Annotated in this window: 22 protein-coding genes; 18 read left to right on the top strand and 4 right to left on the bottom strand. The window is 44.4% G+C overall.

The window, feature by feature from the left end:
- The first annotated feature begins 37 nt into the window (after positions 1 to 37).
- Positions 38 to 391 (top strand): hypothetical protein, encoded by a 354-nt coding sequence (locus MKX46_RS06995; RefSeq protein WP_029515421.1) that lies wholly within the window; start codon positions 38 to 40, stop codon positions 389 to 391.
- A gap of 81 nt (positions 392 to 472) precedes the next feature.
- Here MKX46_RS06995 and MKX46_RS06990 read toward each other — a convergent pair whose 3' ends face one another.
- Positions 473 to 955, bottom strand: a complete 483-nt coding sequence (locus MKX46_RS06990) for a DUF1641 domain-containing protein (protein WP_039274499.1) — start codon at positions 953 to 955, stop codon at positions 473 to 475.
- A gap of 12 nt (positions 956 to 967) precedes the next feature.
- Positions 968 to 3,910 (bottom strand): formate dehydrogenase subunit alpha, encoded by a 2,943-nt coding sequence (fdhF, locus tag MKX46_RS06985; protein ID WP_069010420.1) that lies wholly within the window; start codon positions 3,908 to 3,910, stop codon positions 968 to 970.
- 641 nt (positions 3,911 to 4,551) lie between these two features.
- Here fdhF and moaA point away from each other — a divergent pair.
- The 8 genes from moaA (at position 4,552) to MKX46_RS06945 (ending at position 12,110) form a co-directional block, all read left to right on the top strand.
- Positions 4,552 to 5,565, top strand: coding sequence for a GTP 3',8-cyclase MoaA (gene moaA, locus MKX46_RS06980; protein ID WP_069010421.1), 1,014 nt, complete (start codon positions 4,552 to 4,554; stop codon positions 5,563 to 5,565).
- 40 nt (positions 5,566 to 5,605) lie between these two features.
- Positions 5,606 to 6,418, top strand: a complete 813-nt coding sequence (gene fdhD / locus MKX46_RS06975) for a formate dehydrogenase accessory sulfurtransferase FdhD (protein WP_039274507.1) — start codon at positions 5,606 to 5,608, stop codon at positions 6,416 to 6,418.
- Positions 6,419 to 6,551: 133 nt separating this feature from the next.
- On the top strand, positions 6,552 to 6,800 hold the full coding sequence (locus MKX46_RS06970) for a MoaD/ThiS family protein (protein ID WP_039274509.1): 249 nt from the start codon (positions 6,552 to 6,554) through the stop codon (positions 6,798 to 6,800).
- 56 nt (positions 6,801 to 6,856) lie between these two features.
- Positions 6,857 to 7,588 carry a molybdenum cofactor biosynthesis protein gene (locus MKX46_RS06965; protein ID WP_069010422.1) on the top strand — a complete coding sequence of 244 codons (732 nt, stop codon included), beginning with the start codon at positions 6,857 to 6,859 and terminating at the stop codon, positions 7,586 to 7,588.
- A 64-nt stretch (positions 7,589 to 7,652) separates the two neighbouring features.
- Complete coding sequence (locus MKX46_RS06960) at positions 7,653 to 8,726, top strand: thiazole biosynthesis adenylyltransferase ThiF (protein WP_029515414.1); 1,074 nt, start codon at positions 7,653 to 7,655, stop codon at positions 8,724 to 8,726.
- 89 nt (positions 8,727 to 8,815) lie between these two features.
- Complete coding sequence (modA, locus tag MKX46_RS06955) at positions 8,816 to 9,637, top strand: molybdate ABC transporter substrate-binding protein (RefSeq protein WP_039274513.1); 822 nt, start codon at positions 8,816 to 8,818, stop codon at positions 9,635 to 9,637.
- Between the two features lie 27 nt (positions 9,638 to 9,664).
- Entirely contained in the window at positions 9,665 to 10,330 is a 666-nt protein-coding gene (modB, locus tag MKX46_RS06950; protein WP_069010423.1) for a molybdate ABC transporter permease subunit, read from the top strand.
- Between the two features lie 244 nt (positions 10,331 to 10,574).
- Positions 10,575 to 12,110, top strand: coding sequence for a choice-of-anchor Q domain-containing protein (locus MKX46_RS06945; protein ID WP_069010424.1), 1,536 nt, complete (start codon positions 10,575 to 10,577; stop codon positions 12,108 to 12,110).
- 236 nt (positions 12,111 to 12,346) lie between these two features.
- Here the strand turns inward: MKX46_RS06945 and MKX46_RS06940 are convergent, their stop codons facing one another.
- Positions 12,347 to 13,657, bottom strand: coding sequence for an amidohydrolase family protein (locus MKX46_RS06940; protein ID WP_069010425.1), 1,311 nt, complete (start codon positions 13,655 to 13,657; stop codon positions 12,347 to 12,349).
- Positions 13,658 to 13,813: 156 nt separating this feature from the next.
- Between MKX46_RS06940 and MKX46_RS06935 the strand changes: the two genes are divergently transcribed.
- Both MKX46_RS06935 and MKX46_RS06930 read left to right on the top strand, forming a co-directional pair.
- Positions 13,814 to 14,242: a MarR family winged helix-turn-helix transcriptional regulator gene (locus MKX46_RS06935; RefSeq protein ID WP_069010426.1), complete on the top strand. Its 429-nt coding sequence runs from the start codon at positions 13,814 to 13,816 to the stop codon at positions 14,240 to 14,242.
- 117 nt (positions 14,243 to 14,359) lie between these two features.
- Positions 14,360 to 14,707 carry a DUF2294 domain-containing protein gene (locus MKX46_RS06930; RefSeq protein WP_013311231.1) on the top strand — a complete coding sequence of 116 codons (348 nt, stop codon included), beginning with the start codon at positions 14,360 to 14,362 and terminating at the stop codon, positions 14,705 to 14,707.
- A 27-nt stretch (positions 14,708 to 14,734) separates the two neighbouring features.
- Here MKX46_RS06930 and MKX46_RS06925 read toward each other — a convergent pair whose 3' ends face one another.
- Positions 14,735 to 15,001, bottom strand: coding sequence for a DUF4395 domain-containing protein (locus MKX46_RS06925; protein WP_256026026.1), 267 nt, complete (start codon positions 14,999 to 15,001; stop codon positions 14,735 to 14,737).
- A gap of 60 nt (positions 15,002 to 15,061) precedes the next feature.
- On the opposite strand from MKX46_RS06925, the gene MKX46_RS06920 reads away from it, so the two are divergent.
- From MKX46_RS06920 to MKX46_RS06890, 7 genes are all read left to right on the top strand, one after another.
- A complete protein-coding gene (locus MKX46_RS06920; protein ID WP_069010427.1) occupies positions 15,062 to 15,799 on the top strand; it encodes a tRNA(His) guanylyltransferase Thg1 family protein in 738 nt (245 codons plus the stop codon).
- A 2-nt stretch (positions 15,800 to 15,801) separates the two neighbouring features.
- On the top strand, positions 15,802 to 16,254 hold the full coding sequence (locus tag MKX46_RS06915; protein WP_069010428.1) for an AAA family ATPase: 453 nt from the start codon (positions 15,802 to 15,804) through the stop codon (positions 16,252 to 16,254).
- A gap of 10 nt (positions 16,255 to 16,264) precedes the next feature.
- Positions 16,265 to 17,095 carry a siderophore biosynthesis protein gene (locus tag MKX46_RS06910; protein WP_069010429.1) on the top strand — a complete coding sequence of 277 codons (831 nt, stop codon included), beginning with the start codon at positions 16,265 to 16,267 and terminating at the stop codon, positions 17,093 to 17,095.
- Positions 17,096 to 17,573: 478 nt separating this feature from the next.
- Complete coding sequence (locus MKX46_RS06905) at positions 17,574 to 19,055, top strand: Ig-like domain-containing protein (RefSeq protein ID WP_069010431.1); 1,482 nt, start codon at positions 17,574 to 17,576, stop codon at positions 19,053 to 19,055.
- A 273-nt stretch (positions 19,056 to 19,328) separates the two neighbouring features.
- Positions 19,329 to 20,798: a hypothetical protein gene (locus tag MKX46_RS06900; protein WP_069010432.1), complete on the top strand. Its 1,470-nt coding sequence runs from the start codon at positions 19,329 to 19,331 to the stop codon at positions 20,796 to 20,798.
- 212 nt (positions 20,799 to 21,010) lie between these two features.
- Positions 21,011 to 21,889 carry a hypothetical protein gene (locus tag MKX46_RS06895; RefSeq protein ID WP_341071029.1) on the top strand — a complete coding sequence of 293 codons (879 nt, stop codon included), beginning with the start codon at positions 21,011 to 21,013 and terminating at the stop codon, positions 21,887 to 21,889.
- A gap of 193 nt (positions 21,890 to 22,082) precedes the next feature.
- A complete protein-coding gene (locus MKX46_RS06890) occupies positions 22,083 to 26,669 on the top strand; it encodes a fibronectin type III domain-containing protein (protein ID WP_069010433.1) in 4,587 nt (1,528 codons plus the stop codon).
- The last annotated feature ends 48 nt before the right edge of the window (positions 26,670 to 26,717 follow it).

The raw sequence follows: 26,717 nt of genomic DNA, 5'->3' as shown, positions 1-26,717 counted from the left end.
ACTTCTGCAAACATACATATGTAAGCAGAGGAGCGTGATGGGATTGGAAAACAAGGTGCGCCGATACTACCAGTTAAAGCAAAAGCAAAAAGAAATTGAAGGTGAACTGACTGATTTGCGTAATGACATTACCGCTCATTGTGCGCAGCAGGAAGTGTCAGATTGGGAAATTGGCAACTATCGGGTCAAGATTGTGCAGCAGCACCGTAAGGAATACGATCATACAAAGCTGTATGATTCACTGCCTGATCCGCAGCTATGGCGCTTGTTTTCCAAGCCGGATACGTCGAAGATTGCCAGTTTGCTTAAGCTCAAGGTCATCGCAGAGGAGCAAATAAAAGATGCTGTTTCTCTTAAAACGGTGACGCTATTGCAAGTGGATAAAAAATAAATAAAAAGAGCTGCCCCCGTTTTCGGAGCCAGCTCTTTTTATTGTCATTGTTACTAGTCTTCAACCCTCACGCTCTATAAGTTATTTATCTGACAAACTTTTTCCCACTCCTTTGAGAAAATGAATGCCAAATCCCATTGCACGGTTTACATCTGGATCATTCATCGCCTTCATAAGATCGCGCAGACGAGTCTTTTTATTCTGTTTTAGATGTTCATTGGCTTCGTTCAGGCCATTAGTAACGCTGTTTGTCAGCTTTTTCATCAGCTCGGGGTCTACCTCAGACAGCATTCCGGCTGCTCCCATGAGATTATTGATGATGTTCGTCACAGGCTTACGCGTCGCTTGTCCTACAGCGATTTTGGCGATGCTTTCTTTAGCCTTTAGCATAGACTGGGCTGCTTCGAGAAGACCACTATCGTGCAGCTCACGTACGATTTCAAGTGTCTTCTGCAGTGCCGCTCCATTGTCCGCCAGATCAGCAGTAAGCTGATCCAGCGATTGTTTTTGGCGTTCTTCTTCTGTCAAAATGCGTTTTCTCACAATTGAAATAGGCTTAGCCACGGTTCGACCTCCTTATTTTTGATCTACCAAATCAACATAACCGGGACGATTCCACTTACGGTCCACTTCAACCCCATTTTGCGGGTGACGCTTTTTGTAACGCGGATTAATACGTGGGAGTGGATTTTGACCATCTACCTCCAAAATTTGCATCCGTACTTTGGCTTGTTTATAGGCCGGTGTACGGGTGACCACATCGAACGCTCCACCAGTTAACAGATTGACAGCACCATCATGGCTGGTAGAGTGCATCGGCACATAAATTTCAGTTCCCTGCACCCGGTCTGTAACCAGAACGCGTAGCTTGACCGCACCATAAGGGGATTCCAATCGAACCAGCGATCCGTCTGTGACTCCGCGCTCCTTAGCCAATTCAGGTGACACTTCCACAAATACTTTTGGAAGTTTGAGCTGAATACCCGCTGATTTGGTCGTCATATTTCCTTCATGAAACTGTTCGAGCAGTCGACCATTATTCAAGGTCAGATCGAATTCAACAGGGTACTCTTTTGGTGGTACATATTCGAAAAGTCCCAAACGCGCTTTTTTATCTGGAAAGTTAAAGCCGTTGGTGTGCAGCAGCGGTGTATTGCTACCATCCGGCGATCCCCAGTGGAAGCTGTTCCAGCCTTCCAATACGTCATAATTACATTGGGAGAAAAATGGAGTGAGCGACGCCATTTCCTCAAAAATTTCACTTGGATGGCTGTAATCCCAATCAAATCCCATATGCTTGGCAAATTGGCTGAAAATCCACCAATCCGGTTTACTGTCTCCCATAGGGCGGAGTGCTTCGTATAAACGCTGGACACGACGTTCGGTGTTCGTAAAGGTTCCGTCTTTTTCAAGTGAAGGTACGGCTGGCAAAATAACGTCAGCGAATTCAGCTGTCTTGCTCAGAAATACATCTTGAACGACAAGGAAATCCAAATTCGCCAGCATTTCTTGGGTATGGTTGGAGTCGGCATCCACCCATGCCATCTCTTCTCCAGCGATATACATCGCTTTAAGCTTACCTGTTTCAATGGCTTCTAGCATCTGAATGTTGTCCAGTCCGCGCTGACCTGGGATTTGTACACCGTAGGCCGCTTCAAACTTGGCACGAATGTCATCGTTCGTCACGGGCTGATAGCCCGGGAAAATATCCGGCATCGTACCCATATCGGCAGCACCCTGAACATTGTTATGTCCGCGAAGCGGATATGCGCCTGCACCCGGACGCATAAAGTTTCCAGTCACCAGCAGCAGATTGGCAATCGCAATCGAAGTGTAAGAGCCTGCGATGTTTTGCGTCACACCCATGCCCCAGCAAATGGCAGTGCCGTCGGCTTCGTGAATCATAGTCGCTACCTGAATCAGTGTCTCTTTGGAAATACCAGTTTCCTGTTCGGCAAAGTCCAGGGTGAATCGCTCTAGCAATTTCAAATATTCAGGATAGAAGTTTACATGCTCTTCAATGAATTTTGCATCATGCCAGTTTTGCTCAATGATGTATTTGGCTACAGCGGATAACCATACATAATCAGTACCTTGCTTCGGACGAATGAACAGATCAGCGCGTTCTGCCATTTCATGCTTGCGCAGGTCGACCGAGATTAACTTTTGACCGTGCAGCTTATGCGCACGTTTGATACGCGTAGCCAGCACGGGATGACCTTCTCCCGGCGCGCAACCGACCAGCATGACCAAACCTGCTTTGGCAATATCTTTAATCGTACCGCTGTCTCCACCGATGCCTCCGGTGTATTGCAGCCCCCATGACGCAGGAGATTGGCAATACCGTGAGCAATTATCGACGTTATTCGTTTGGAAGACCTGACGAGCCAACTTCTGCATCAAATAGTTTTCTTCATTGGTAAATTTGGACGAAGAAATAAAGCCGAGTGCTTCGCCACCGTAAGTTTCTTGAATAGCTCCCATTTTACTGGCCATCAGGCTCAGTGCTTCTTCCCAGGTTGCTTCCACAAATTCGTCACCTTGACGAATTAAAGGGGAGGTCAGACGCTGATCGCTGTTTACAAAATCCCAGCCGAATTTTCCTTTTACGCATGTCGAGATACCGTTAACAGGTCCCTCAGAGGTAGGTTGTACCTTCAAAATTTTGCGGCCTTTGGTCCAAACCTCAAAGCTGCAACCTACACCGCAAAACGTACAGACGGTTTTCGTTTTTTGCGTACGGGTTTCGCGCATCGCTGCTTCGGCTTCGGAAATAGCAAAAATCCCACTATAGCCCGGTTCCACTTCCTTTATTAAATCCACCATCGGATTTAATAAATCCTTGCTCATGCCACTCATGAAGCCTGCTTCTCCCAGCATAGATTTCTCCATCAAGGCATTACATGGACAGACGGTTACACACTGACCACAGCTAACGCAGGAGGATTCGTTAATCGCAACCCGGTCATCCCATATGACGCGAGGACGTTCAGCCTCCCAGTCGAGGGACAGCGTTTCATTAACCTGAAGGTTTTGGCATACCTCTACGCATTGGCCGCATGCAATACATTGATTGGGGTCATATCGGTAGAAGGGATGAGACATATCTACTTCTGTTGGGTCAACTTTCGGTTGATATGGATATTTTTGATGTTCAATTTCCATAAGCTCTGCTGTATTATGCAAAGTACAATTACCGTTGTTATTATCGCATACGGTGCAGTAGAGGAGATGATTTTCCAGCAATCGGTCCATAGCCTCGGTTTGAGCTGCTTTCGCGCGATCCGAATGTAAATGAATATTCATTCCATCCGAAGCCAATGTCGAGCAAGAACGCATAAGTTTTCCGTCCACTTCCACGATACATGTGTCACAGGTACGGATCGGATCGACCTCGGGAACGTAACACAGCTGGGGATGGGCGATATTGTTTTCGTTAATCACTTCAAGAATCGTTGCGCTGCTCTTCGTTTTCAGTTCCTGTCCGTTTAATGTAATTTTGATCGTACTATCAGTCACGGTTCAGGCTCCTTTCAGATTTTAAATTTAAAAATTAGGAATAAAAAAACTCCACCATAAACACAAGTGCTCATGTTCCAGCACTTGTGTTTATGGTGGAGTAGTGACCAAGCTCTAGGTCCTGGAGGCCAATCCGCCATTTGAATATGTATTAATAACAAACAGTACGCACCGTCTGTATATCAATAACTTCTGAATAACTTAGATATGTCATTTTCTGCATGTTATCTCGTGTAACTATAACGTAAAATTTAAGATAGTTCAACGGTACATTACTATTTTTTTAATTGATAATGATTATCGTTTGAGAAAACGAAAAATCATTGACAAACGTTCCAGGATTGCTAACAATAGGAATGTAGTCTATTTCTGAGCAATCGTAAATGGAGTGTACGTGGGAATCGCGTATATTTTATTTGTCGCAGCGCTTGTTAGTTTGATTTTTCTATATCGCATGATGTGGGATTCGTAAAATCCTGATGTAGATAAATTAACCGGCATTTAGCAGATTCTTCGATATTCATAAGCGAAGAAGTTGTTGTGATGCCGGTTTTTTGGTTCAGTATAAAATGAATGGAAATACCGTTCCGATTTAAAAGGGTAAAGAGTTTTATTAATGAAGACGGATTGAGGTGAACAGGATGGCGAACCGGAGCGACGATCAATGGAATCGTCCGTTACGGGACTTAAGAATATCCGTCATAGACCGATGTAATTTTCGGTGCCGATATTGTATGCCGGAAGAAATATTTGGCCATGACTATCCGTTTTTGCCAAAAGAAAAAATATTGACCTTTGAAGAAATTACACGCCTTTCCCGTATTTTTGTCTCGCTGGGCGTTACGAAGCTGCGTATTACTGGTGGTGAGCCGTTGCTGAGGAAAAATTTGTCCTCGCTTATTCATTCGTTAACTCAACTCGATGGGGTTGAAGATATTGCAATGACGACAAACGGCGTTTTTTTGCCTAAATATGCTGCAGCACTGCGAGAGGCGGGACTGAAGAGAGTGACGGTTAGTCTGGATTCGCTCGATGATGATCGGTTCCGCCAAATGAACGGGGGCAGAAGCAGCGTAAAGGCGGTGCTGGATGGTATTGAGGCTGCGGATCAAGCAGGGATGCAGGTGAAAATAAATATGGTCGTGCAAAAGGGCTTTAACGATCAGGATATTGTTCCCATGGCCGACTATTTCCAAAAGAAAAAGCATATTTTACGTTTTGTTGAGTTTATGGATGTAGGCAACACCAATGGCTGGAAATTGGATCAGGTCGTTTCCAAGCAGCAGATCATCGAAGCCATTCACGAGCATATGCCGTTAGAGCCTGTCGCACCCCAGTACAAAGGTGAGGTGGCGACGCGCTACAGGTATCAGGACAGGGACGGGGAAATCGGTATTATTTCGTCTGTTACGGACGCCTTCTGCTCCACATGTACACGAGCGAGAATTTCTGCTGAAGGCTCCTTGTACACGTGCCTGTTTGCCTCTCAAGGGTACAAGCTTCGCGCGATGCTACGTTCCGAACAGTCCGATGACGAGATTAGAGCTTACATTGAGCGTGTTTGGAGAGACCGTACCGACCGCTATTCAGAGGAACGGCTGAATCATACACAGCAAGCAACGTCTAAAATTGAAATGTCACACATCGGCGGGTGAGCCGGAGAGCCAGCCTGTCAGAAATGAGGGAGTGGAGCACATGGAAAAGCCAGCTGAGGTGAAACGTGAGATTTTCCGTTATCGTGACGGTCAGATCAAGCGTTTTGAAGACACGGTGGTGACGGAGCATCCGGTGACCATCAAAATCAATCAGCAGGAATTTGCTACCATGGTTTGTACACCGGAGTATGTGGAGGATATGGCAGTAGGTTTTTTGGCCTCTGAAGGCGTCATTCAACGGTACGATGATATCGAAGATATTTGGGTTCAGGAAAAAGAAGGCTTTGTTCATATTAAAACCCGTCGAATGAATGAGTTTTATCAAAACTTTCATTCCAAACGGTACATTACCTCCTGTTGCGGAAAAAGTAGACAGGGCTTTTATTTTATCAATGATGCCAAAGTGGCAAAAAGAATGAATGACACCCATGTTACGCTGTCTTTTGACGATTGTTTTCGTTTGATGAATTTAATGCAAAACTCGGCACTTACGTTTCAGGAGACCGGTGGTGTTCATAATGCAGCGCTGTGCGATAAAAACGGGATGATCCTATCCAGAATAGATATCGGCCGACACAATGCGCTAGATAAAATCTATGGGCATTGCCTAAAACATGATATTGTATTACAAGACAAAATCATAGTATTCAGCGGACGCATTTCGTCTGAAATTTTGTTGAAGGTTGCGAAGATTGGCTGTGAAGTTGTTTTGTCCAAGTCAGCTCCTACAGAGCTTGCACTTGAGTTGGCTGAGGACCTGGGGATTACGACCGTTGGCTTTATACGCAGTCGTTCTCTGAATGTATATACGCATACCGAACGGATTGATGAACTGGTCGAATCTAAAATATAATATAATAATCTTCAATGTACACCGTCATAGTTAACCAGCATGGAATAAAACCTTTCGAGGTATTCATTCATGTTGGTTTTTCTTGGTACATATGTGGTGGGCAGTCACTGTACTGAAAAGGAGGGGATGTTAAATGAACTATCATATTCAAGTATTTGCTGGACTTGCGGAACAGATGGGAGGGCCTATAATTATGGTGCCTACTGAGCAAGAAACGATGACCGTTGCCGCATTAAAAGACTTGCTATCCGAGCGTTTCCCTGAATCAGCAGCTCAGTTGCAGGGTTCTTTTGTTGCCAGAAATCAAGCCTACGCCGCTCCTGAGGACCTCGTGAGTATACATGATGAGATTGCGATTATTCCTCCGGTTTCAGGAGGGTAGATTTTATTTAATAGGATAGGTGAATTCGATAGAATAGGTGCAAGGGGGCAGATCATATGCAATATCGTATTCAACTATTCGCAGATATGGCGGAGCAACTTGGTGATGTGATCACGGTAGAACTTTCACAGGAAGCGGTGACCATTGCAGACATTCGAAAAAGGCTGAATGAGCTGTACCCGGAAGTGGCTTCACAACTGGCAGGTTCTTTTTTTACCCATCATAAAAAGCTGGCTTCTCCAAATGAACTTGTGCTTCCATCAGATGCAATTGCTCTTCATCAGTCAGCATCCGGGATGGAGACGGTCGTTTCAAAATGTGGTTTATTTGCCATTACGTACGACCCGATTGATGCCGATGAAGTAACCTCAAAGGTACTCGACCCTTCTCATGGCGCCTCGCTGACCTTTAATGGTACGACTCGGGAATTTACGCAAGGTCAGCGAACGGTGTTGCTTGAATATGAGGCGTATGTCCCGATGGCCATGAACACGATGAAGCAGATTGGTGACGAAATTGCAGAACGTTGGCCTTCCACACGTACTGCGATTACACATCGGCTTGGCACGGTAAGAATTGGAGAGACGAGTGTGGTGATTGCTGTCTCAGCTGCACACCGCGATACTTGCTATGAAGCCAGCCGCCATGCCATTGAACGGTTAAAGCAAATCGTACCGATTTGGAAAAAGGAAGTGTGGGAGGACGGCTCAGAATGGAAGGGGCATCAGCTGGGTGGCTGGAACCCTCAAAGTACCCCAAAGCTTTCAAATAAGGGCGAGGACATCTAAGCTTTTAGCTTGTCTGATCAACTTGTAGCTATTCAATGGATAAGTATGGAGGCGTAAATCAACGATGTCAGAAATGGACAAGATCCAGAAAATAGAGGTTGCTGCACATGCGCATACGTCTCATGCCCGTTATTCTAGACAGGAATTATTCTCGAAAATTGGACCGACAGGCCAGCAAAATATCCGTAGTAAGCACGTGCTGATGGTGGGGGCCGGCGCACTGGGCACTGCCAATGCTGACATGCTGGTGCGAGCGGGCATCGGACGGCTGACGTTGGTAGACCGTGATTATGTAGACTGGAGTAATTTGCAGCGCCAACAGCTCTATGACGAAGCGGATGCCCGTAATCAGATCCCCAAGGCAGTGGCCGCGCAGAAGCGATTGCAGCAAACCAATTCGGACGTGGACATTCGTGCGCTAGTCCGGGACGTCTCGCTGGAGGAAATCGACGATATCGCAGCAGGGGTGGATCTCATCGTAGATGCCACTGACAATTTCGATACACGTTTGCTTATGAACGATTATGCGGTCAAGCACAGAATACCCTGGATTTACGGGGCATGTGTAGGTAGTTATGGGACAACCTTTACCATCGTGCCAGGGCAGACACCGTGCCTGCATTGCCTGCTCGGAACTGTACCGCTCGGCGGTGCAACCTGTGATACGGTCGGTGTGATTAGCCCGGCTGTACAGATGGTAGCGGCTTATCAAAGCGCCGAGGCATTGAAGCTGCTCACAGGGGACGATTCGGCTTTGCAAAATAAGCTGATTTCTTTCGATCTGTGGAACAATCAGCATCAGGCAATCCAAATCAGCGCCATGAAGAAAGCCGATTGTCCAACGTGTGGTGAGCACCCAGTGTATCCTTTTTTACAATCGGAGCATCAGGCTAAAACGGCTGTCTTGTGCGGACGAGATACGGTTCAAATCCGCCCGGCTTCGGGTGCTGTACGTGATCTGAATGAAGCGGCACGTTTGTTATCCCGTCAGGGGGGCAAAGTGGAGCATAATCCATACCTGGTATCCGTTGTTATCGGGACGCATCGAATCGTTCTTTTTCAGGATGGTCGCGTCTTAATTCATGGCACGAAGGACATCGCCGAGGCGAGATCAATTTATCACAAATATTTGGGTTGACCCAATAGATTCGACCCGTTATGAGATGTACAATGCTTCCTTATTTTCGCTATCTCATTTTGGAATTTATAGGATAGGGGAAGAACAAGTTGAAAAAGAAATTTGGGTACATATTCACGTTCGTTGGATTGTTGGCATGGGTTCTGGCTGGGTGTTCGTCTCCGGCTGCTGTACAGTCGGCACAGTCCGCACCCAAGACAGAACTAGTCGTTTCTGCCGCTGCGAGTCTTCAAGATAGTCTGAATACGCTCAAGGGCCAGTATGAGAAAAAGCACCCAGATATCAAACTTACCTTTAACTACGCTTCATCTGGTACATTACAAAAACAAATTGAGCAAGGCGCACCCGCTGACGTATTTATTTCGGCAGGCATGAAGCAAATGAAGGCATTAACCGATGCTTCATTGGTGGAAAAGGATAACGTGCTACTTCAAAATAAACTGGTTGTGGTTATTCCGCAAGATAAGGCGAAAAGCACAGATAACAAAAGCATTACGCTCAATGACTTGATGGGTCCTTCTTTCCTGAAAGTGGCTGTTGGGGAGCCTACTACCGTTCCCGCCGGACAATATTCTAAAGAATCGTTAACGAAGGCTGGGCTATGGGACAAGCTGGAACCTAAGATGGTATTCGCCAAGGACGTAAGACAGGTATTAAATTATGTTGAAACAGGCAACGCCGATGCAGGACTCGTCTATCTAACGGATGCCAAATCATCCGATAAAACGGTCATAGCACTGGAAGTGCCCGAGGAATTGCACGCACCCATCCTGTATCCTGAAGGCATTGTAAAAGCAACCAAACACAGCCAGGAAGCAGGAGAGTTTCTTGATTTTCTACGAACAGATGAAGCTATGAGTGTGTTCAGTAAAGATGGATTTTCAGCTCCTACAGAAATGACGGGAAAATAGAATTTACAGATAAAGGAGGGGGTCCCGTTGGATTGGTCAGCTTTTCTTCCTCCGGTTATCGTATCTGTTAAAGTCGCTGTCGTCGCCAGCATCATCGTCTTTTTATTAGCTACTGTGGTAGCGCGGATGATGGCGAACTGCACGTCGCGGAGGGGAACCAGCGTGATTGAGACCGTCCTACTTCTTCCGCTCGTTTTGCCTCCTACTGTTATCGGCTTTATTTTGCTCATCTTGCTGGGAAGGAAAAGCTGGATTGGCACTGCCTTCGAAAGCCTGTTCCAGCAGACGATTGTATTTACGTGGGGAGCTGCAGTGGTGGCGGCCGTAGTTGTTGCTTTTCCACTGGCTTACCGCACCATTAAAGCAGGTTTTGAAGCTGTAGACCCGGAGGTAGAGCAGGCTGCACGTGCGCAAGGTGCCAACGAATGGCAAGTGTTTCGCCACATTACGATGCCCCTTGCCTACCGCCCCCTCATTTCAGGATACATTCTCGGATTTGCCCGAGGGTTAGGGGAATTTGGTGCTACGCTGATGCTTGCAGGTAATATTCCTGAACAGACTCAAACCCTGCCTACAGCAATTTACACCGCGTCCGAGGTCGGAAATATGACACTCTCTTGGAGCTGGGTAGCTGTCATCATTTTATTCTCTTTTATCATGTTGATGCTTTCTAATCGACTGGTAAAGGATTAGTTCGTTTGGAGTAAGAATATGCGTAGTCTGCCGATAGGGCAGCTGCGGCAACGTTAGCAGCTTTGATCACCAAGAAACCTTGCGATTACTAAAACGCAGGGTTTCTTGTTTCTATCGACAGCGATTACGGTGACCTCCTGTTCTTTGGTATGGCGCATTAGGTTGCACTAATGGCCGATGCCAAAGAACCAGATTTAGTGGAATTAGGGTACAATTTACAAGAAAAACAAAGGGGATGAGGAACATGAAGAAATTCGGGCAAATGTTTCTGGTAGGTTTAGCCGTGGTTTTCGGGCTTGGTCTGGTGGCCGGAAATGTGCAACCTCCCGTCGCTTCCGCGGCCGGTTCAGAATATTATGTGGCCACGAGCGGCAGCGACTCTAACGCCGGAACGAACGATGCGCCGTGGAAGACGTTGCAGCACGCGGCCGACGTGGCTCCTGCGGGCAGCACGGTTTACGTCCGGGGCGGCGTGTACAAGCAGAAAGTAAAGATTACCCGCTCTGGCTCCGCTTCGCAAGGTCCCATTGTGTTCACCAACTATGGGACAGAGACCGCCATTATTGATGGCAGCGGACTTTCGGTCAGCGGGAACGAAGGGCTGATCGAACTGGCCGATGTCAATTACGTTACTGTTCGGGGGTTTGAAATCCGCAATTTTACCACTGCTTCCAAGAACGTGGTGCCTGTAGGTATTTATGTCCACGGTTCGGGCGGCTTCATTAATCTATCCAACAATAAAATCCATGACATCAAAAACATGGTCACTCCGACCGGCAAAGATCGGCTGGGCCGGGATGCTCACGGTATCGCTGTTTACGGCACGAAAGCTCCGGCTTCGATTCACGATCTTACGATCAGCGGCAATGAGCTGTACAATCTCGTGCTGGGCTCCAGCGAATCGCTCGTTTTAAACGGCAACGTGGATGGCTTTGCGGTGACCGACAACCTCATTCACGATAATGACAACATCGGGATTGATTTGATCGGCTTTGAGGGCACCGCGCCGAATACGACTTACGATCAGGCGCGGAACGGGTTGGTGAAGGGCAATCGGGTGTATAATAATTCAGTTCAAAATAACCCATCTTACAAGAGCGATGACAACTCGGCCGGGGGCATTTATGTAGATGGGGGCAAGGACAGTATTATTGAGCAGAACTACAGCTACAACAACGATATCGGCGTCGAAATTGCCTCCGAGCACGCCGGTAAAGCCACCAGCAATATTACGGTCCGCAGCAACGCGATATATAACAACCGACTGACCGGCATTGCCATGGGCGGTTACAATGAGGAGCGTGGCTCCACGGTAAACTGCAAGATCGTGAACAATACACTATACAAGAACGATACGTTTGAAGATGGAAGCGGCCAGTTTTTGGTTCAATATGATACGCGAAACAACGTGATCCAAAACAATATTTTCGTGGCCAGCTCCACGGATATGCTGATCTCCAATGGATACACCAAAAATTCCGGCAATGTTGTGGATTATAATTTATATTTTGCTCCGAGCGGCAGCTCGGAAGCAAATTGGATTTGGAAAAAAAAGGAGTATACGGGTTTCTCCGCGTACAAATCGGGGACCGGCAACGATACGCATTCCCTATTTGCCGATCCTAAATTCGTGAATGCCGCGAACGGCGACTTCCATTTGCAGTCTTCGTCACCTGCGATCGATGCCGGGAACACGGACCTTGCCATCATTGGAACACTGGATATCGACGGGAAGCCAAGAGTACAGGGAGCCGCTGTGAACATCGGTGCCTACGAGTAAGCCGTATATTTTATGACAAACAGAGCATGGCGAAATTATTTGGGACCACTGTTTGTACATTTTTACAATGTTGCTTGCAATTAAAACACCTTCAAAGTGAAACCCCATGTCGTAAGATATGGAGATAACCTTGGAGGTGTTTTTGCGTTGGCAACAAGATTAAGCTATCTTCGGAAAGTAAAAATGGAAGTCATATAAATGAGATTAGAAAGTTGTTCCTGTTCGATAGGCTCCGATTAACATAGTTGTTGCACACCTTTGAACCATACGGATTTGATCGACAAAGTATCCGAGATGTTGGTTGTCGGATCACCGTTTACTAGTATAAGGTCAGCGAGCGAACCTTCGGCAATACAGCCGCGATCGTTAAGCCCAAAGCAACGGGCCGGTTTCGCGGTAGCCGACTGAAGCGCTTCTATGGGAGTAAATCCGGCCTCAACCAGCAATTGCATTTCATGATGAACGCTGGCTCCATGAGCAAGGCCGCCAAGATTGGGAACAGGAACGGGGGCGACATCCGTCCCGACCAGAATATCCACACCGGCACGGTGAAGATCCATCACATTTTTAAAGCTATTCTCCAAATTGCCTTGCGGGAAAGTATGGAAGCTTGATTTCAAAATATCGATCCATTCCGGACTTAATTTGGAATAAACACGTGAATCATTCGCCAATTCTGATGCTGGATTCCCTAGAATGGATGAGTTCAATACTAAGCACGGTATAACAAATGCGCCTGAATCCGCTATGGATTTCACCAACTCAGATGTGTATTCGGGCCTGTCGAGAAATAAGTGACCCAATCCGTCGACTCCAATATCGATGGCGGTTTGCGAAGAATGAGCCGTCAAGACGTGGGCTATGACTATTTTATCGAACTTATGGGCTTCTACCACAGCTGCTTTTAAAATCTCGTCGCTTAAAATAGGCAGTCCAGGGGCACCCAAGACCGTCCCTTCTTCAATCATGATTTTAATAAAGTCGGCGCCACTCTCCACTTGGGTATGCACATGTTTGATCGCTTCTTCCACTGTCGTCACTTGGGGCACTTTTTCGTGATCGTGAGCGTAAGCGGCTAGCATAGCTTCCCGGTCTTTCTTGGGTAACTTCTCCAATTCCTTTAATACGAACTCAGGAATTTCATCCTCATCCTGCAATAATTCATCCGGATGACCACCTGGAGCAGTGATCGCTGTGCCGGCGGAACGGACTTCAGCGGCGTCATTCACGTTTTTTAACTGGATCTTGCGCCCTCTTTCTGTAAAACTGCCGTTCATTTCGAGTTCTGTCGTGACGCCGAATTTTAAAGCATCTCGTAACCCACCGATTGAAGTGTGGACATGCGCATCAATCAGGCCGGGCAATAATGTCGCATTTTCCCCATCGATGATCGTTGCATGCGTCGGAAGGTCTCCACCTACCGAAATAATAGTTTTCCCCTGGATGATAACATTTCTGGGCTCAATAACTTTTTCTCCATCGAAAATACGTACATTCGTAATCGCTGTAACTTTTTCTACCGTAGAGCTTTGAGTTACATTCTTCATGTCGTTCCTCCTTAGTGTTCAGCTTCAAACAATTAGAATTCTAACTGTTAGTTGTATAACTGTCAATAAACTAATTTTCATTTGACAAACAGTTTAGAGATTTATATAGTTTATTTACTGACAATTAGACTTCTAATAATTTGAGGAGGTACGATGATGAAAACCCAAAAGGATACGGTTTTTCTGGATTTGTTTCAGGTTATCGGTCTTAAGCTAAAGAAAAGAGCGGACGAGAGCATAAAAGAGTTGGGATTAAATGCTCAACAAGGAAAAATGATTAGATATATCTACGAGAATCAAGAAAATAATTTAATTCAGAAGGATCTTGCCGATCGGTTTCATCTGCGCGGAGCCAGCATTACAAGCATACTTCAAGGTCTTGAGCAAAAAGGATTCATCGAGCGCAAAATCCCGGCCAATAATGAACGGCAAAAAAATATTTATGTTTTACCAAAAGCCATTGAATTGATTGAAACTTTTAGTGATTCTTTCCAAAAGGTGGAGGACGAAATTGTTCAGGCCCTGACCGAAGAGGAGAAGCGAATTTTAGAGGGAATGTTAAACAAAATTAATGAACGCCTATAATTGCGTAAAATCATGTTCCAAAAATCACTTTCGCTAGTCTCTGTTTTATATGATAGGAATCGGTTATGATGGAAATAGTAATAGGGATTTTAGTAGATTTTAGGAGAGCGGTGCGATATGAGAAGGGAAACGGGTTTTAACGAAATTATTCGAAAAGTACGTAAAGAGCTATTTGGGAAAGGCCCGGAGCGCATACATACAACCTTTGTAGATAATATGGCCATCACGATGCTGTATGGAAATTTAACCCCATCCGAAAAGTTTCTGGCACAAGAAGAATCCGGGAAAGAGATGGTGCATGCAGCCCGAACCAAAATGGTTCAAAAAATCTATCCCACACACTTCAATAAAGAACTGGAGGATTACATGGATTCCCGGCTGCTGCACCTCTTTTCAGATATTAAAGTGGAGGAAGATATAGCCATCTCTGTTTTTGTGTTTGAGGATAATATTACTGCAAAATAATAAGAAGGCGGAACCGACATAGTCTGTTTACACGTGTTTTCTTCTTCGATATTGATATTGGGACCATTGGTAGAGAATAAAACATCCTATGCAAAAACCAAGGATAGCCACCAAGGCCGCCACCAGGCCCATGGTCGAGAATACATAAGCGACAATACTCCACTGGAGCATAAATCCTACCCAAGCGACCAGCAGAAAAAAGACGGCAAGAAGCTGATTAAACCTTTGCTGTTCTCGGTCCTCCTGCACATACGAGGAGGGGCTTTTCTTCAAGAAAAGCTTGGCTATCCGCACCCCATATCGCCCTGTACTGCGTACGTAAATCACGGATCATGAAAGGAACCTACATAGTTTATGAAAAAAAATGATTTTGGAAATAGGATGAAGGAATATGAAAATGCCTATAGATTAAGCCTACCACGCCGTTTACCAGTAATCATCAGAATTGATGGTGCGCATTTTCATACCTTTACGCGTGGGATGACGAAACCTTTTGATGAGAAACTAATTTTTGCATTATGGGAGACGTGTAAATATTTGGCCTATAACATTATGGGATGTAAATTGGTGTATCATCAGAGCGATGAAATCTCACTGCTTCTTACGAATGATGACAAATTAACGACGCAATCCTGGTTTGAAAATAATCTTCAAAAGATGGTGTCCATATCTGCCTCTCTGGCTACAGCCAAATTTAATGAGGAAATCCAAAAGGTTTACCCAGGTCAGCCTTTAGCCACTTTTGATGCGAGAGCTTGGGTTTTGCCTCAGGATGAGGTTACAAACTACTTCCTATGGAGACAACAAGATGCTACTAAAAACAGCATTTCTATGGTAGCTCAAGCCCATTTCGGGCATTCAGATCTAGAAGGATTGAACGGAAATCAGCTCCAAGACAAGCTTTTTGTGGAAAAAGGGCTAAACTGGAACGACCTTCCGGTCTGGCAAAAGCGGGGAATTTGCATTACCAAACAACAATACAACAAAGGCGAAGCCGTTAGAAGCAAGTGGGATGTTGATCATGAGACACCGATTTTTTCGCAGAATAGAGATTATATTAACCAATATGTATACTTGGACAAGGATGTGTAGATTTGGAGTGTGTTATTTTTATAGGAATTCAGGCTTCGGGCAAGTCGACTTTTTATAAAGAACAATTCTTCAAAACACATATGCGAATAAATCTGGATATGCTTAAAACACGAAATAGAGAAAATATTTACCTTCAGGCCTCCATCGAAGCAATGCAGCGCTTTGTTGTAGATAATACAAATGCCACTGTTATCGAACGGAAGAAATATATAGATGCTTGTAAAAATAAGGCGTTTAAAATTATTGGCTACTATTTTGAGCCCGATTTTGTAGAATCTATTAAACGTAATGAGCAACGTACAGGCAAAGAGTATATTCCTGAAATCGGTATTAAAAGTGTTATGCGTAAACTAGAGGTTCCGAGCTACGAAGAAGGATTTGATGAACTCTATAGCGTGATTTCCATGGAAGGAACGTTTCAGATTAGAAGGCTACCGGAAAACTATACAATATAGGGGGACTACCATGAACATACCTGAGAGATTCATCAAACGTTTTCCAGCATACGAGGACGTATTTGCCAGCGATCTTGAACATCATCGCAAGCATTTTCTGCCGATTTGCTCGATTAATCTTCAGTTCTTATTTCCAGAGCAGGACGAGTGGTTGCATTTTGTTTCCGTAAAAGAAATCTACGAAGGCTGTGTGGGTGAAAATACTCAGGACTTTCATACCTCATATACCAAGGAAGATATGCTGGGATTCGATGTAGTTGACGGCAAATACAAGTTCGAAGCAGACTGGAATTATTTTAGTCTTCATCAGAAGGAGCAATTGGAAGCTACCTATGAAGCGCTGAAATCAACCGGGGATAAAGCGTACCTACGTATGAAGAGAGAAGTCATGGCGTTGGGCGGACTGGAACAGGTGTATATGAATAATGAACAAGACTACCAAGCTCGCAAAGCGTTTTTCCTGGAAAATAATAAAATTTATCCATATTCCTCCTTTGGAGAGGCTAAAAAGTCTGTTGAAGAACTCACCCGTGATTTTGAGGAAAAGCAATCCAGTGGTTGGGGGCTGAGTTACCCTGAAGTTAACGGAATTTTAGATGATATCGCTTTTCAGTCTGACAAGGCTCAAAGTTACATCAAGGAATATCATGAATCTCTGGAAGAGATGCTCCAGTTCGAGCAAACCAATCTGCTTCATGTGCCTAAGCGTCCCAATGGTGAGACTTTTACCTATATCGGTTCCATTACCGGGTATTATTTTCAAGCGTGTGGGGCGGATACCGTCTATTTATTTTACGACCAAGAATTAAGTAAAGCGGTAATTTGCTTCGAATATTCATAAGTGTGAATTTTGCAAAATCCTGAAGTGAAAAAACTCCCATAATGGGAGTTTTTTTGTTTATTTCTTATTCAAAGTCACATCATGCTCTTTAGCAAGTGTGTTAACCTGTTCGCCAAAATCTCTGAATAGCTTTCTACCCTCGCTTAGCTTGGTGTTACTTTCATTAATTAAGTTCAGATCCCCTTTTTTATGTATGTTATGGGTAATTCGATTCATTTCATAGTCTAAAAGAACTATCCATATTATTTGATTATATCGTATAAATAAGAGAATGGTAGGGATTTTGCGGTAAAATAGTGTCAAAATTAAGTTAATTAACCTAAACCCTATTCATACGGATTACAAATAAGAATATTTTAAGAATTATATTCCATTGAAACCAGAATTCCTTTATGACAGAAAAGGACATCCTAGAATTTCCCTGCATATATTTAGGAATAGCTGTATTTCTTTAATACATTTGAGAGGAGATTTCAGTATGATAAGGTTTAAAAAGGTGGTTTCAGTTACACTAAGCTCAATGCTCCTGCTATCATTCGGGATGACGGCGAACGCGAGTGCAAGCCCAGAGGTGAAGACGGATCAAGCGATTCAAATAGTTTCCAATGTGCAGCTAACAACTGATAAGGGAAGTGTCATTGAACAATTAACACGCGCGGACAAGCCTGCCAGTATCACAAATTCGGTGTACACCATTACAGAAAATATTAACTTGGCGACACCACAGAAATCTGTATTGAAAAAGAAAGTTACCCCTTCGCTCAAAGCCAGCACAAAATCAGTATCAGCTAAAGCTGCAGCGACCGTAGCGACAGCGTCTACTGCTACATATTCCGGCACGATTACAGAAGAGGGAGGCACACAGTTTTTATATCCGATTTATTTGCAACCGGGTGAATTGTTACAGGCTCAGTTGGATGGTCCGTCTTCAGCCCAGCTAGACTATGACTTATACCTGTATGAGTTTGATATGGCGACAGGTGATATTAATTCCAATCCTATAGATGTTTCCAACTACGGGACTTATGTTAACAATTATGAGCAAGGAGCTGCTTCTCTTCCAGAAAACGTAGGAACTCGCAACTCAATCGGAGCCGAGAAGGCATACGCGCTTGCAGTTCATGCCAAGAAGGGGTCTAGCATTAATGATCTTTTTTATTTAACTGTAGCAGTAAGCTCCAACTATGATGCCTATGAGCCGGATGACAGTGCCTTTCATGCTTATGATTTTACGGTTAACGACAAAGGCTCCTCGATTAACTTCCGTACCATTCATTCCGCTATAGATAACGATTGGTATCTAGTTACAGTACCAGCCAGCCGTAATTATGATGCATTAAATGTGAAGCTGGACAGCACTTCGGAAAGCTATGGGTACAAAGCGGAAGTATATGCAGCTCTTGCTGGCAACCAAATGGTGCTTCTACCGCAAACCAATCATAATGTTACCTTAAGCACAGGGACCTACTATGTACGAGTGTACTGCACAAGTCAGTATTCAGCCGACCATTTGTATACACTAGCGATTAAACCGGTGCTTCGAGCTGGCAAAATTGAAATTACCGGCTATAACTCCAATGGCTATTATGATTATCCGACGTATTCTTACGGTCGTCATTATCGTATTAACGGAGGCAGCAGTCTGATCGTGAACGGTGTTGTGAAAACAACAGATGGTCAAATGGTTCCCAATGCTCCTGTCACGGTCGTTTGGCTGGATAAGAACTGGAGCGAGAGTGGCGGTAACCGTACGAGAACGGCTTCTACGTACACCGATGATAGCGGTAAATTCAGTGTGACCCTTTCTCTTCCGCAATCGACAGGAAAAAATGTAGAATATATAAGTGAAATTGGTTCCACACACTATTTTGATCTTACAGGAGTAGCGGCTCATGTCGATGGAACTTCGATTAGTGCGACGGACATTATTTATCTATTTGCTTACAGCTTGAGAAACTAAGAAATGCTTTAATGTCATTTTGATCATGAGAGAGTCGCTTTTTCTGAAGGGTTAGCCGAGGCTTTCCATTTCTGAAAGAGCGACTTTTCATGTTTATTTAGCAAGGATAAGAAAATAGTCTTGTTTTCATAGATTACAAATAGAAAATGTTTTGCATAATATATTCCAATAGAACCAAAGATGATTTATGATAGAGCCATGCAGCCTAGAAATCACCCTGGTTTATCCGGGGATAGCGGGAATTCCTTAAACCATTTGAGAGGGGATTTCAGTATGAAAAGGTTCAAAAAGGCTATTGCAATGATGTTAAGCATGATGCTTCTGTTTGCTTTCGGAATGACTGCGAACGCGAGTGAAAGTAAGGAGGCTGCATCGGATCAAGCGATTAAGTCAGAACCCAAGATTCAGCTAACAACTGAAAATGGAGACTTAATTAAGCGTTTAACGCGGGCAGACAAGCCAGACAGCGTTACGTCTTCGGTTTATGTCATGCAAGAAAATCTCAACTTCAAGACACCAGAGACAACCTCATTGAAAAGGGAATCCATGTCTTCGCTGAAAGAAAGCCCAATGGTTGCTTCAGCCACAGCTTCTTCTGCTACGTATTCCGGTACGATTACGCAAGAGGGAGGTACACAATTTTTATATCCAATCTATTTGCAGCCTGGTGAATTGTTGCAGGCCCAGTTGGATGGTCCATTTTCAGCCCAGCTTGACTATGATTTATACTTATATGAGTTTGATATGACGACAGGGGACATTAATCCTAATGCCATTGACGCATCCACCTATGGTACTTATTTTAACAATTATGAACAGGGGGCTGCCTCACTTCCTGAAAACGTAGGAACCCGCAACGCTTCTGGAAATGAAAAGGCATATGCGATTGCTGTCCATGCCAAAAAAGGTTCCAGTATCAATGATCCTTTCTATCTAACGGTCGATACAAGTTCCAGCTACGATGCATATGAACCAGATGAGAGTGCTTTCCATGCCTACAACTTTACCTTTAGTACGGGCGGTTCATCGCTTAATTCACGCTCCATTCATTCAGGCATTGATAATGACTGGTACCAAGTTACGATCCCAGCCAGCCGCAATTATGACGCTTTGAACGTCAAGCTTGACAGTGTTTCGGACGGTTATGGCTACAAAGCGGAAGTCTACGGAGTCCTTACCGGAAACCAAATGGTGCTTTTGCCGCAAACGAACCATAATGTTAGCTTAAATACAGGAACCTACTATGTGCGAGTGTACACACCCAATCAGTATTCACCCAATCATTTGTACACACTTACACTGAAGCCGGTGCTTCGGGCTGGCAAAATTGAAATTACCGGCTATGATTCTGCTAATGGCCCTAATGATTATCCGAACTACTCATATGGTCGTCATTATCGGGTTAATCAACGCAGTAACCTTACCGTGAATGGTGTAGTTAAGACAACTGATGGTTATCCAGTGGCAAATGCACCTGTTGATGTGACATGGTTGAATCAGAACTGGACTGAAGGCAGCGGGAATCGTACTCGTACAGGCACAGCTTATACGGACCAGAATGGAGCCTTTAGTGTGACTCTTTCCCTGCCATCTTCCACTGGAAGTATAGCGGAATACCTGTCTGGAGCCATCAGTTTTACACACTACTATGATCTATCAGGGGTAGCCGCTCAGGTGTCAGGTACTTCGATTATAGATACGGATATTGTATATCACTTTGCCTATAGTATTTATGGCGGTTGATAGATAGGTTATTAAGCTAACCCTAAGGTAACTTGTTGCTTGAGTATTTTATATTTGAATCAAAAGTAGTTTTCTTCAATATTTGTTCATTTTTGGGACAAAGCATATATTCATTCCATATATGCTTTGTCCGATATATATAGAAACAGGGTCACATTACACTATACATACGCCTTAGATTGCCTGTTACAAACATGACAGGAGGAAATAGGATGAATTTTGGGCCTCTTAGAGCACAGCAAGCGATTCTTAATGCGAGTAGCTTACGGATCAATCCGACAAGTAAGCAAGTTCCATCATCCCAGCTTCATGAAGAAAAGGTCTCGGGATTCGTAGTTCAAGACTCCGTGGAGATCAGTGAAGCCGGCAGACAGTTGGCCGAAGGAGCTATTGTATCACAGGCTGCCAAGTATTTCGGTACAACCCAAATCAATGATTCATTAAACCGGGTTTTGGAAGGTCAGTCAGAAGAAGTGTCTAATGCAGTGTACAGTATGATTGAATCTAATTTTATCGTCGACGGAACAGTAACCGATGAGAGTCAGCGAGCTGTGCTGCTGGAGATGGGAGTTACCCAATCCAAGTATATTGCCGATCATTACATGGAAGGCTACAAGGCCAAAGAATTTCTGGAAACCATGAACCAGATCGCTGGTATTGCTTTAACACGATCCACTGATCCAGAGACCGGAGATATTAGCTACACGACTCCAATGGATCGTCCGTCAGGTGCTCCTGAGGATTATGTCAAGCTGTCGGAAGTGATGAAGCAGGTCGATCCTCAAAAATATACGGCGTACATGAATGATATTAAAGGTGGAGGAAATGGGTTGAGCCAACTGTTAAATTTTGCGCAAAAGGTTCCTCAACATCCTGATTGGATTGAGAAATACAAGGAACGTATGGGACAGAATACAGAGTTGCTAAATAACACACCGTTAAACAATCGCTTTGACAAAGCGGATACGACATCAGCTTCTGCTTTTATGAACAGCATGCAAAATCTTCTTAAGGAATCTTCCGCTACTCAGGATTCTTACATGCAGAATATGCGAGGATTTTTTCGGAGCTTAGGCGTTCAAGTTCATTAACACCCTTAAATAATTTGTCAGTTCTGTTTACATCCTGCTTGGAACGAAGTATAATAGCTTCAAAACATACTCGTGATATAGAGGAAGCACCTCAAACCTAGGCATTAACGCCTTCGTTTGAGGTGCTTTTTCTATTTTACTCGAAGCGAGTTTGTAAAACTCTTTGAAAATAAAATAAAGTAAGGAGAAGTGTATGTATCGAAAAAATAAGCGAAAGGTAAGGAAGTATAGGAAGTGGGTGTATGGATTTTTGGCTGTAGTCCTACTATTAACGATGATTCCCATATTTCCGGAAAGGGTATCCGCTGCTGCTCAGGAGATCATTGGGGGCCCTTTTTGCCAAAACAATTTGCCGGGTGGAGGCGATAGTTGGGGTTCTTGGTCAGGAAATGGGATAGGAGCAACAGAAGTATACACTGGCACGGGTTCGGCGAGGTATAAATGTGATGGGACTACACAGCCGACAAATCGTTTTATTGATATTGGAAGATCTATTAAGGCTTCGGATTACAAGATTTTTGTTTATATTGAAGGGTCTTATCATACCGATATATATACGTCTAATGCCGCCGCAGGCGACAGTTGGAGGCCTAACGGAACGAATCTATATACATGGATTAATGTAAGGAAATTCTATGCTGATAGCTATTACCAGGGAAAATGGATAGATATCACCGACTCAATTACATTAAGGGATGTTCGCTATTTCAGAGCGATGGGAACTAACCAACAGACAAGTAATGAAATATCCAAGTTTGGGGTCCGTGTTATTCCCAAATCGGACCTCATGCCTAAACCACCCCAGATTCACGCAGACGCAGAGGGACAAGCTGTTACAGGGTGGACCAAAGACCCTGTAACCGTGTGGATCGATGGAGATGTGGCTCCTGAAGGATTAAAATACTATGAATATAGTCTGAACGGAGGAGCATTTCAGCAATACACCGGGCCTTTCACTGTCTATGACCATGGTGTAAATACAATCTATGCCCGGACAGTGGATGTGAATGACCAGTATAGTGGCCTTTCTTCCGGGAATGTCCGAATAGACAAGATGCCACCAACTCCCCCTAGCATAGAAGCAACAGGGAATAGTAATGACTATACGATTTCATTACAACCAGGTGTAGACGATTATTCTGGACTAGCCCATACTCAATTTCGTATGACAGGCGTTGTGAATCAGGATTGGCAGGATTATAGTGAAGCGTTTCATGTGAATAAAGATGGTAAAAGCACGGTACATGCACGCTCCATTGACAGCGTCGGTAATGTGAGCCGAGAAGTAAGCAAGGAAGTCACTATTGATAAAAAGGGACCGACTGCTCCTGTCATCCGGGCTAGTGAAACAGGCCCAACGAACCGTGATGTGAATATTACCATTGGTTCAGGAAGTGACCCTACAAATGGAATTAAGATGACACGGTATCGCTTGAATCCATCTGGCGAGTGGTTGACCTACAAGGGTACTTTTACATTAAACGCAGAAGGAATTTACGAATTATCAGCACGGACGATCAATAATCTTGATGTGTCTAGTTCAATCGTAACTCAATCGGTTATGATTGATCGAACCAAGCCAACGGCTCCAAAAGTTACGTTTTCCGAGGTGACGATACCTACTCGATATACCAATAAGCCAGTTCAGTTTGCTCTATCGGGTGCGACGGATACTACAGCAGTACATTATGAATATCAATTAGGTTCTGGCGCTTATGTGTCTGGTTCATCGGGAATATTAAAGGGTTCGGGGGTCATACAATTGACTGCACAAGCTGTAGATGCAGCTGGAAATCGAAGCGATCCGGTGTCCGCGGTGTCTTATATTGATTTGGAACCACCGACGATCCAACTGACGCCGGATTCGCGTGAATGGAAAGATACTCATATTCCTGTAAGGATACGATATGCCGATCAGCATTCGGGGATTGAGTCATCCACAATGCAGTATAAAATCACGAACAGCCCTGATTCACCCGAAAACTGGGATGCTGCAGCTGACACAACAATCCAGATGGATCTTTCAAATGAAGGTGAATGGTATGTTCATGCCAAGGTCAAAGATAGGGTGGGTAACATTTATGAAACGGTTAGCGGTGCACTTCGCATTCAAAACCAGCCCCAGTCGGTTGTGCTCTCTGCGACATCCGTACGAAATACAGAAGCTGATTTGCAGTGGACACTCCCGTCGGGCCTTGACGATGGTTACGTCTATACAGTCCGAAATATAACAACTAATGAGGTTTGGGATGTTACGCATCCGACAAATTCTTTTACAGATAGAGGGCTACAAGGAGGACGACAATACGAATATGAAGTGCGTTCTAGTAATCATGTAGGAGGCAATGCGTATTCCAATCGAGTCCATGTATTAACGTTACCTGATGCTCCTGATCATATCCAGTTACGACCTGTCTCTCGTCATTCTACAGAAATCATGGCTGACTTTACGCCAGTTTCATCAGCTAACAGATATAATATTACAGCAGCAGACGTAAGTACGGGAGAAATCATATTTAAGGATACGGTTACACAGGATGTGTATAATCCAATTACGGGAATGAAGCCTGGTAAATATTACGATATTTCTGTATCAGCTATTAATGACACTGGAGAGGGTACAGCAAAGCATGTATCTTTTCTAAGCCTACCAGACAGCCCGAACGGATTCCGGAATGTAACTGTAAGAGAAAATGGAATCGACTTGAAGTGGAATTCTGTAATCACTGCCACCTACTATGCCCTAGAACGTAATGAAGTATCGGTTTATAACGATGTGTATACAGAATTCACCGATACTGATCTTCAGGTGGGAACAGAGTATGATTATAACGTTTCCGCTGAAAATGCAACAGGATTCGGAGACTATGCTCATCTGGGAGTCATCACTTTACCTGATCGAGTAACTACATTATCGGGTGTGACGAAGGATGTGTATGCTGTCAGTGTTGAGTGGCAGGATGTGCAGGGGGCTGAAGGATACATCTTGAATGTTAACGATGAACCGAAGGTCCGGGTTGCGCGTGGTATTCATTCTTATACTTTTGAGGGCTTGCCAGCGGGCAGGTCTGCCAATATTAAAATACGAGCCTACAATCGAAGTGGTACGGGTAAAGATACTTCTATCAACGCATTAACACTACCAATTTCGGCTGTACAACTTGCAACTGTAGATGTTCGCGAGCACGATGCCATATTGATATGGGCCTCGGTTGATGGGGCAACTCAATATAAGGTGACGATCAACGGTCAAGATTATTATAGTACGGAACCACGTGTGGTTATAGCTGGTTTAACAGGTGGGAGTAACTATGATTTTCAAGTGAGCAGTGGGAACAGTAGTGGTTTTAGCCAGCCAGCGTTGGGTGAGCTGCTGACACTTCCTCCTGAAGTACAAAATGTGAATGTTACAGAACATGAGGCTGGCCAGATTTCACTGAGCTGGGATGAAATCAAGAGCGCTTATCAATATACTGTAACCCGTAAAGATACGGGGGAAGTTTTTAACACCAGAGATGCCCATATTAAGCTTTCAGGTATCCAGCCTGGTATGATTTACTCGTTTGGTATACAGGCCGTGAATACAACGGGGGCAGGTAATTTAGCTCCGTTTACGTATCGCGCTTTGCCAGGTCAGATATCAGACAGTAGATTGACTGTGAAAAAAGTAACAGATACCGATTTGGTTGTTACGTGGAAAGAAGCTCCGGGTGCAGATGCCTACAATGTCTACCAAAACGAGATGCTTATCGGTCATACGGCCACCCATGAATTTAAAGTAGATGGACTGGATAGTTCTACATTGTATCGTATTACCGTCAAGCCATTGAACACAAGTGGTGAGGGTAAGCCAACAGAAGGTCAGGTCGAGACGCTACCGTCCCCAGCGTTTGCGTTTTCGAAGACGGATACAACGAATAGTGAGTTTATTATCTATTGGGAATCAGACCATGAGAATGATATTTTCGTCCTCGCCAGTGAAGGAGGAACAGAGCTATATCGTGGTAAGGATCGAAGCTATATCTGGAGACAACTTAAAGAGAAGCAGTTGTATACCGTTCAACTTTGGGCAGAAAATAGTCAAGGAAAACGCACAGAGGCAAAACAAGCGAATGGAAAAACAACGGGTAATACTGTGGACGTAGTTGGCGGAGCAGGAGGAGCGGAGAGTGTAAAACCGATTCAGCCTGTTATAAAGGAACCGATAGTAACAGAGCACATTCAAGATTCAACCGTTGAGAAGAAGCCAAATCATTTTAGTGACATTGATCGGATATTTAATAAAGAAAAAATAAATGTGCTTGCCAATTTGGGTGTAGTAAAGGGAACAACCCACACGCTATTTGAGCCGAACAGACCTGTAACGCGTATGGAGTTCACTTCTATGCTGGTCCGTTCCTTGAAATTACCGCTCGAAACGGATGTGACTTTAGGCTTCGAGGATATCAATCCATCGGCGTGGTATGTGGATCTGCTCAAAACGGCGATTAAAGATCAGGTCGCTCGCGGGTTTAGTAATAGAGAGTTTGGCCCAGATCGTGTCATTAACCGTGAGCAGGCGGCTAAAATGGTGAATAACATTATCAAAGCTATACCACAGCAAGAAAGCAGTGCATACTCGGATTCCTCTCAAATTGTAGAGTGGGCCAGAAAGGATGTACTTGGTCTAACCGAAATTAATTTAGTACAAGGATATCCAGATGGTAGCTTCCGTGCCAAGCAGGAGGTCACACGTGCAGAAGCAGCAGAGATGATTTATAACATGCTTCAAATGAAATAGAATGAATCAAGGGGCGGCGTTGGCCAGCCCCTTTTTTGTGTATACTAA

It is taken from the genome of Paenibacillus sp. FSL P4-0113 (assembly GCF_038009305.1).
Classification (GTDB): domain Bacteria; phylum Bacillota; class Bacilli; order Paenibacillales; family Paenibacillaceae; genus Paenibacillus; species Paenibacillus polymyxa_D.
Note: the sequence above shows the minus strand (reverse complement) of the source record. Positions and strands in the feature narration are given on the sequence as shown.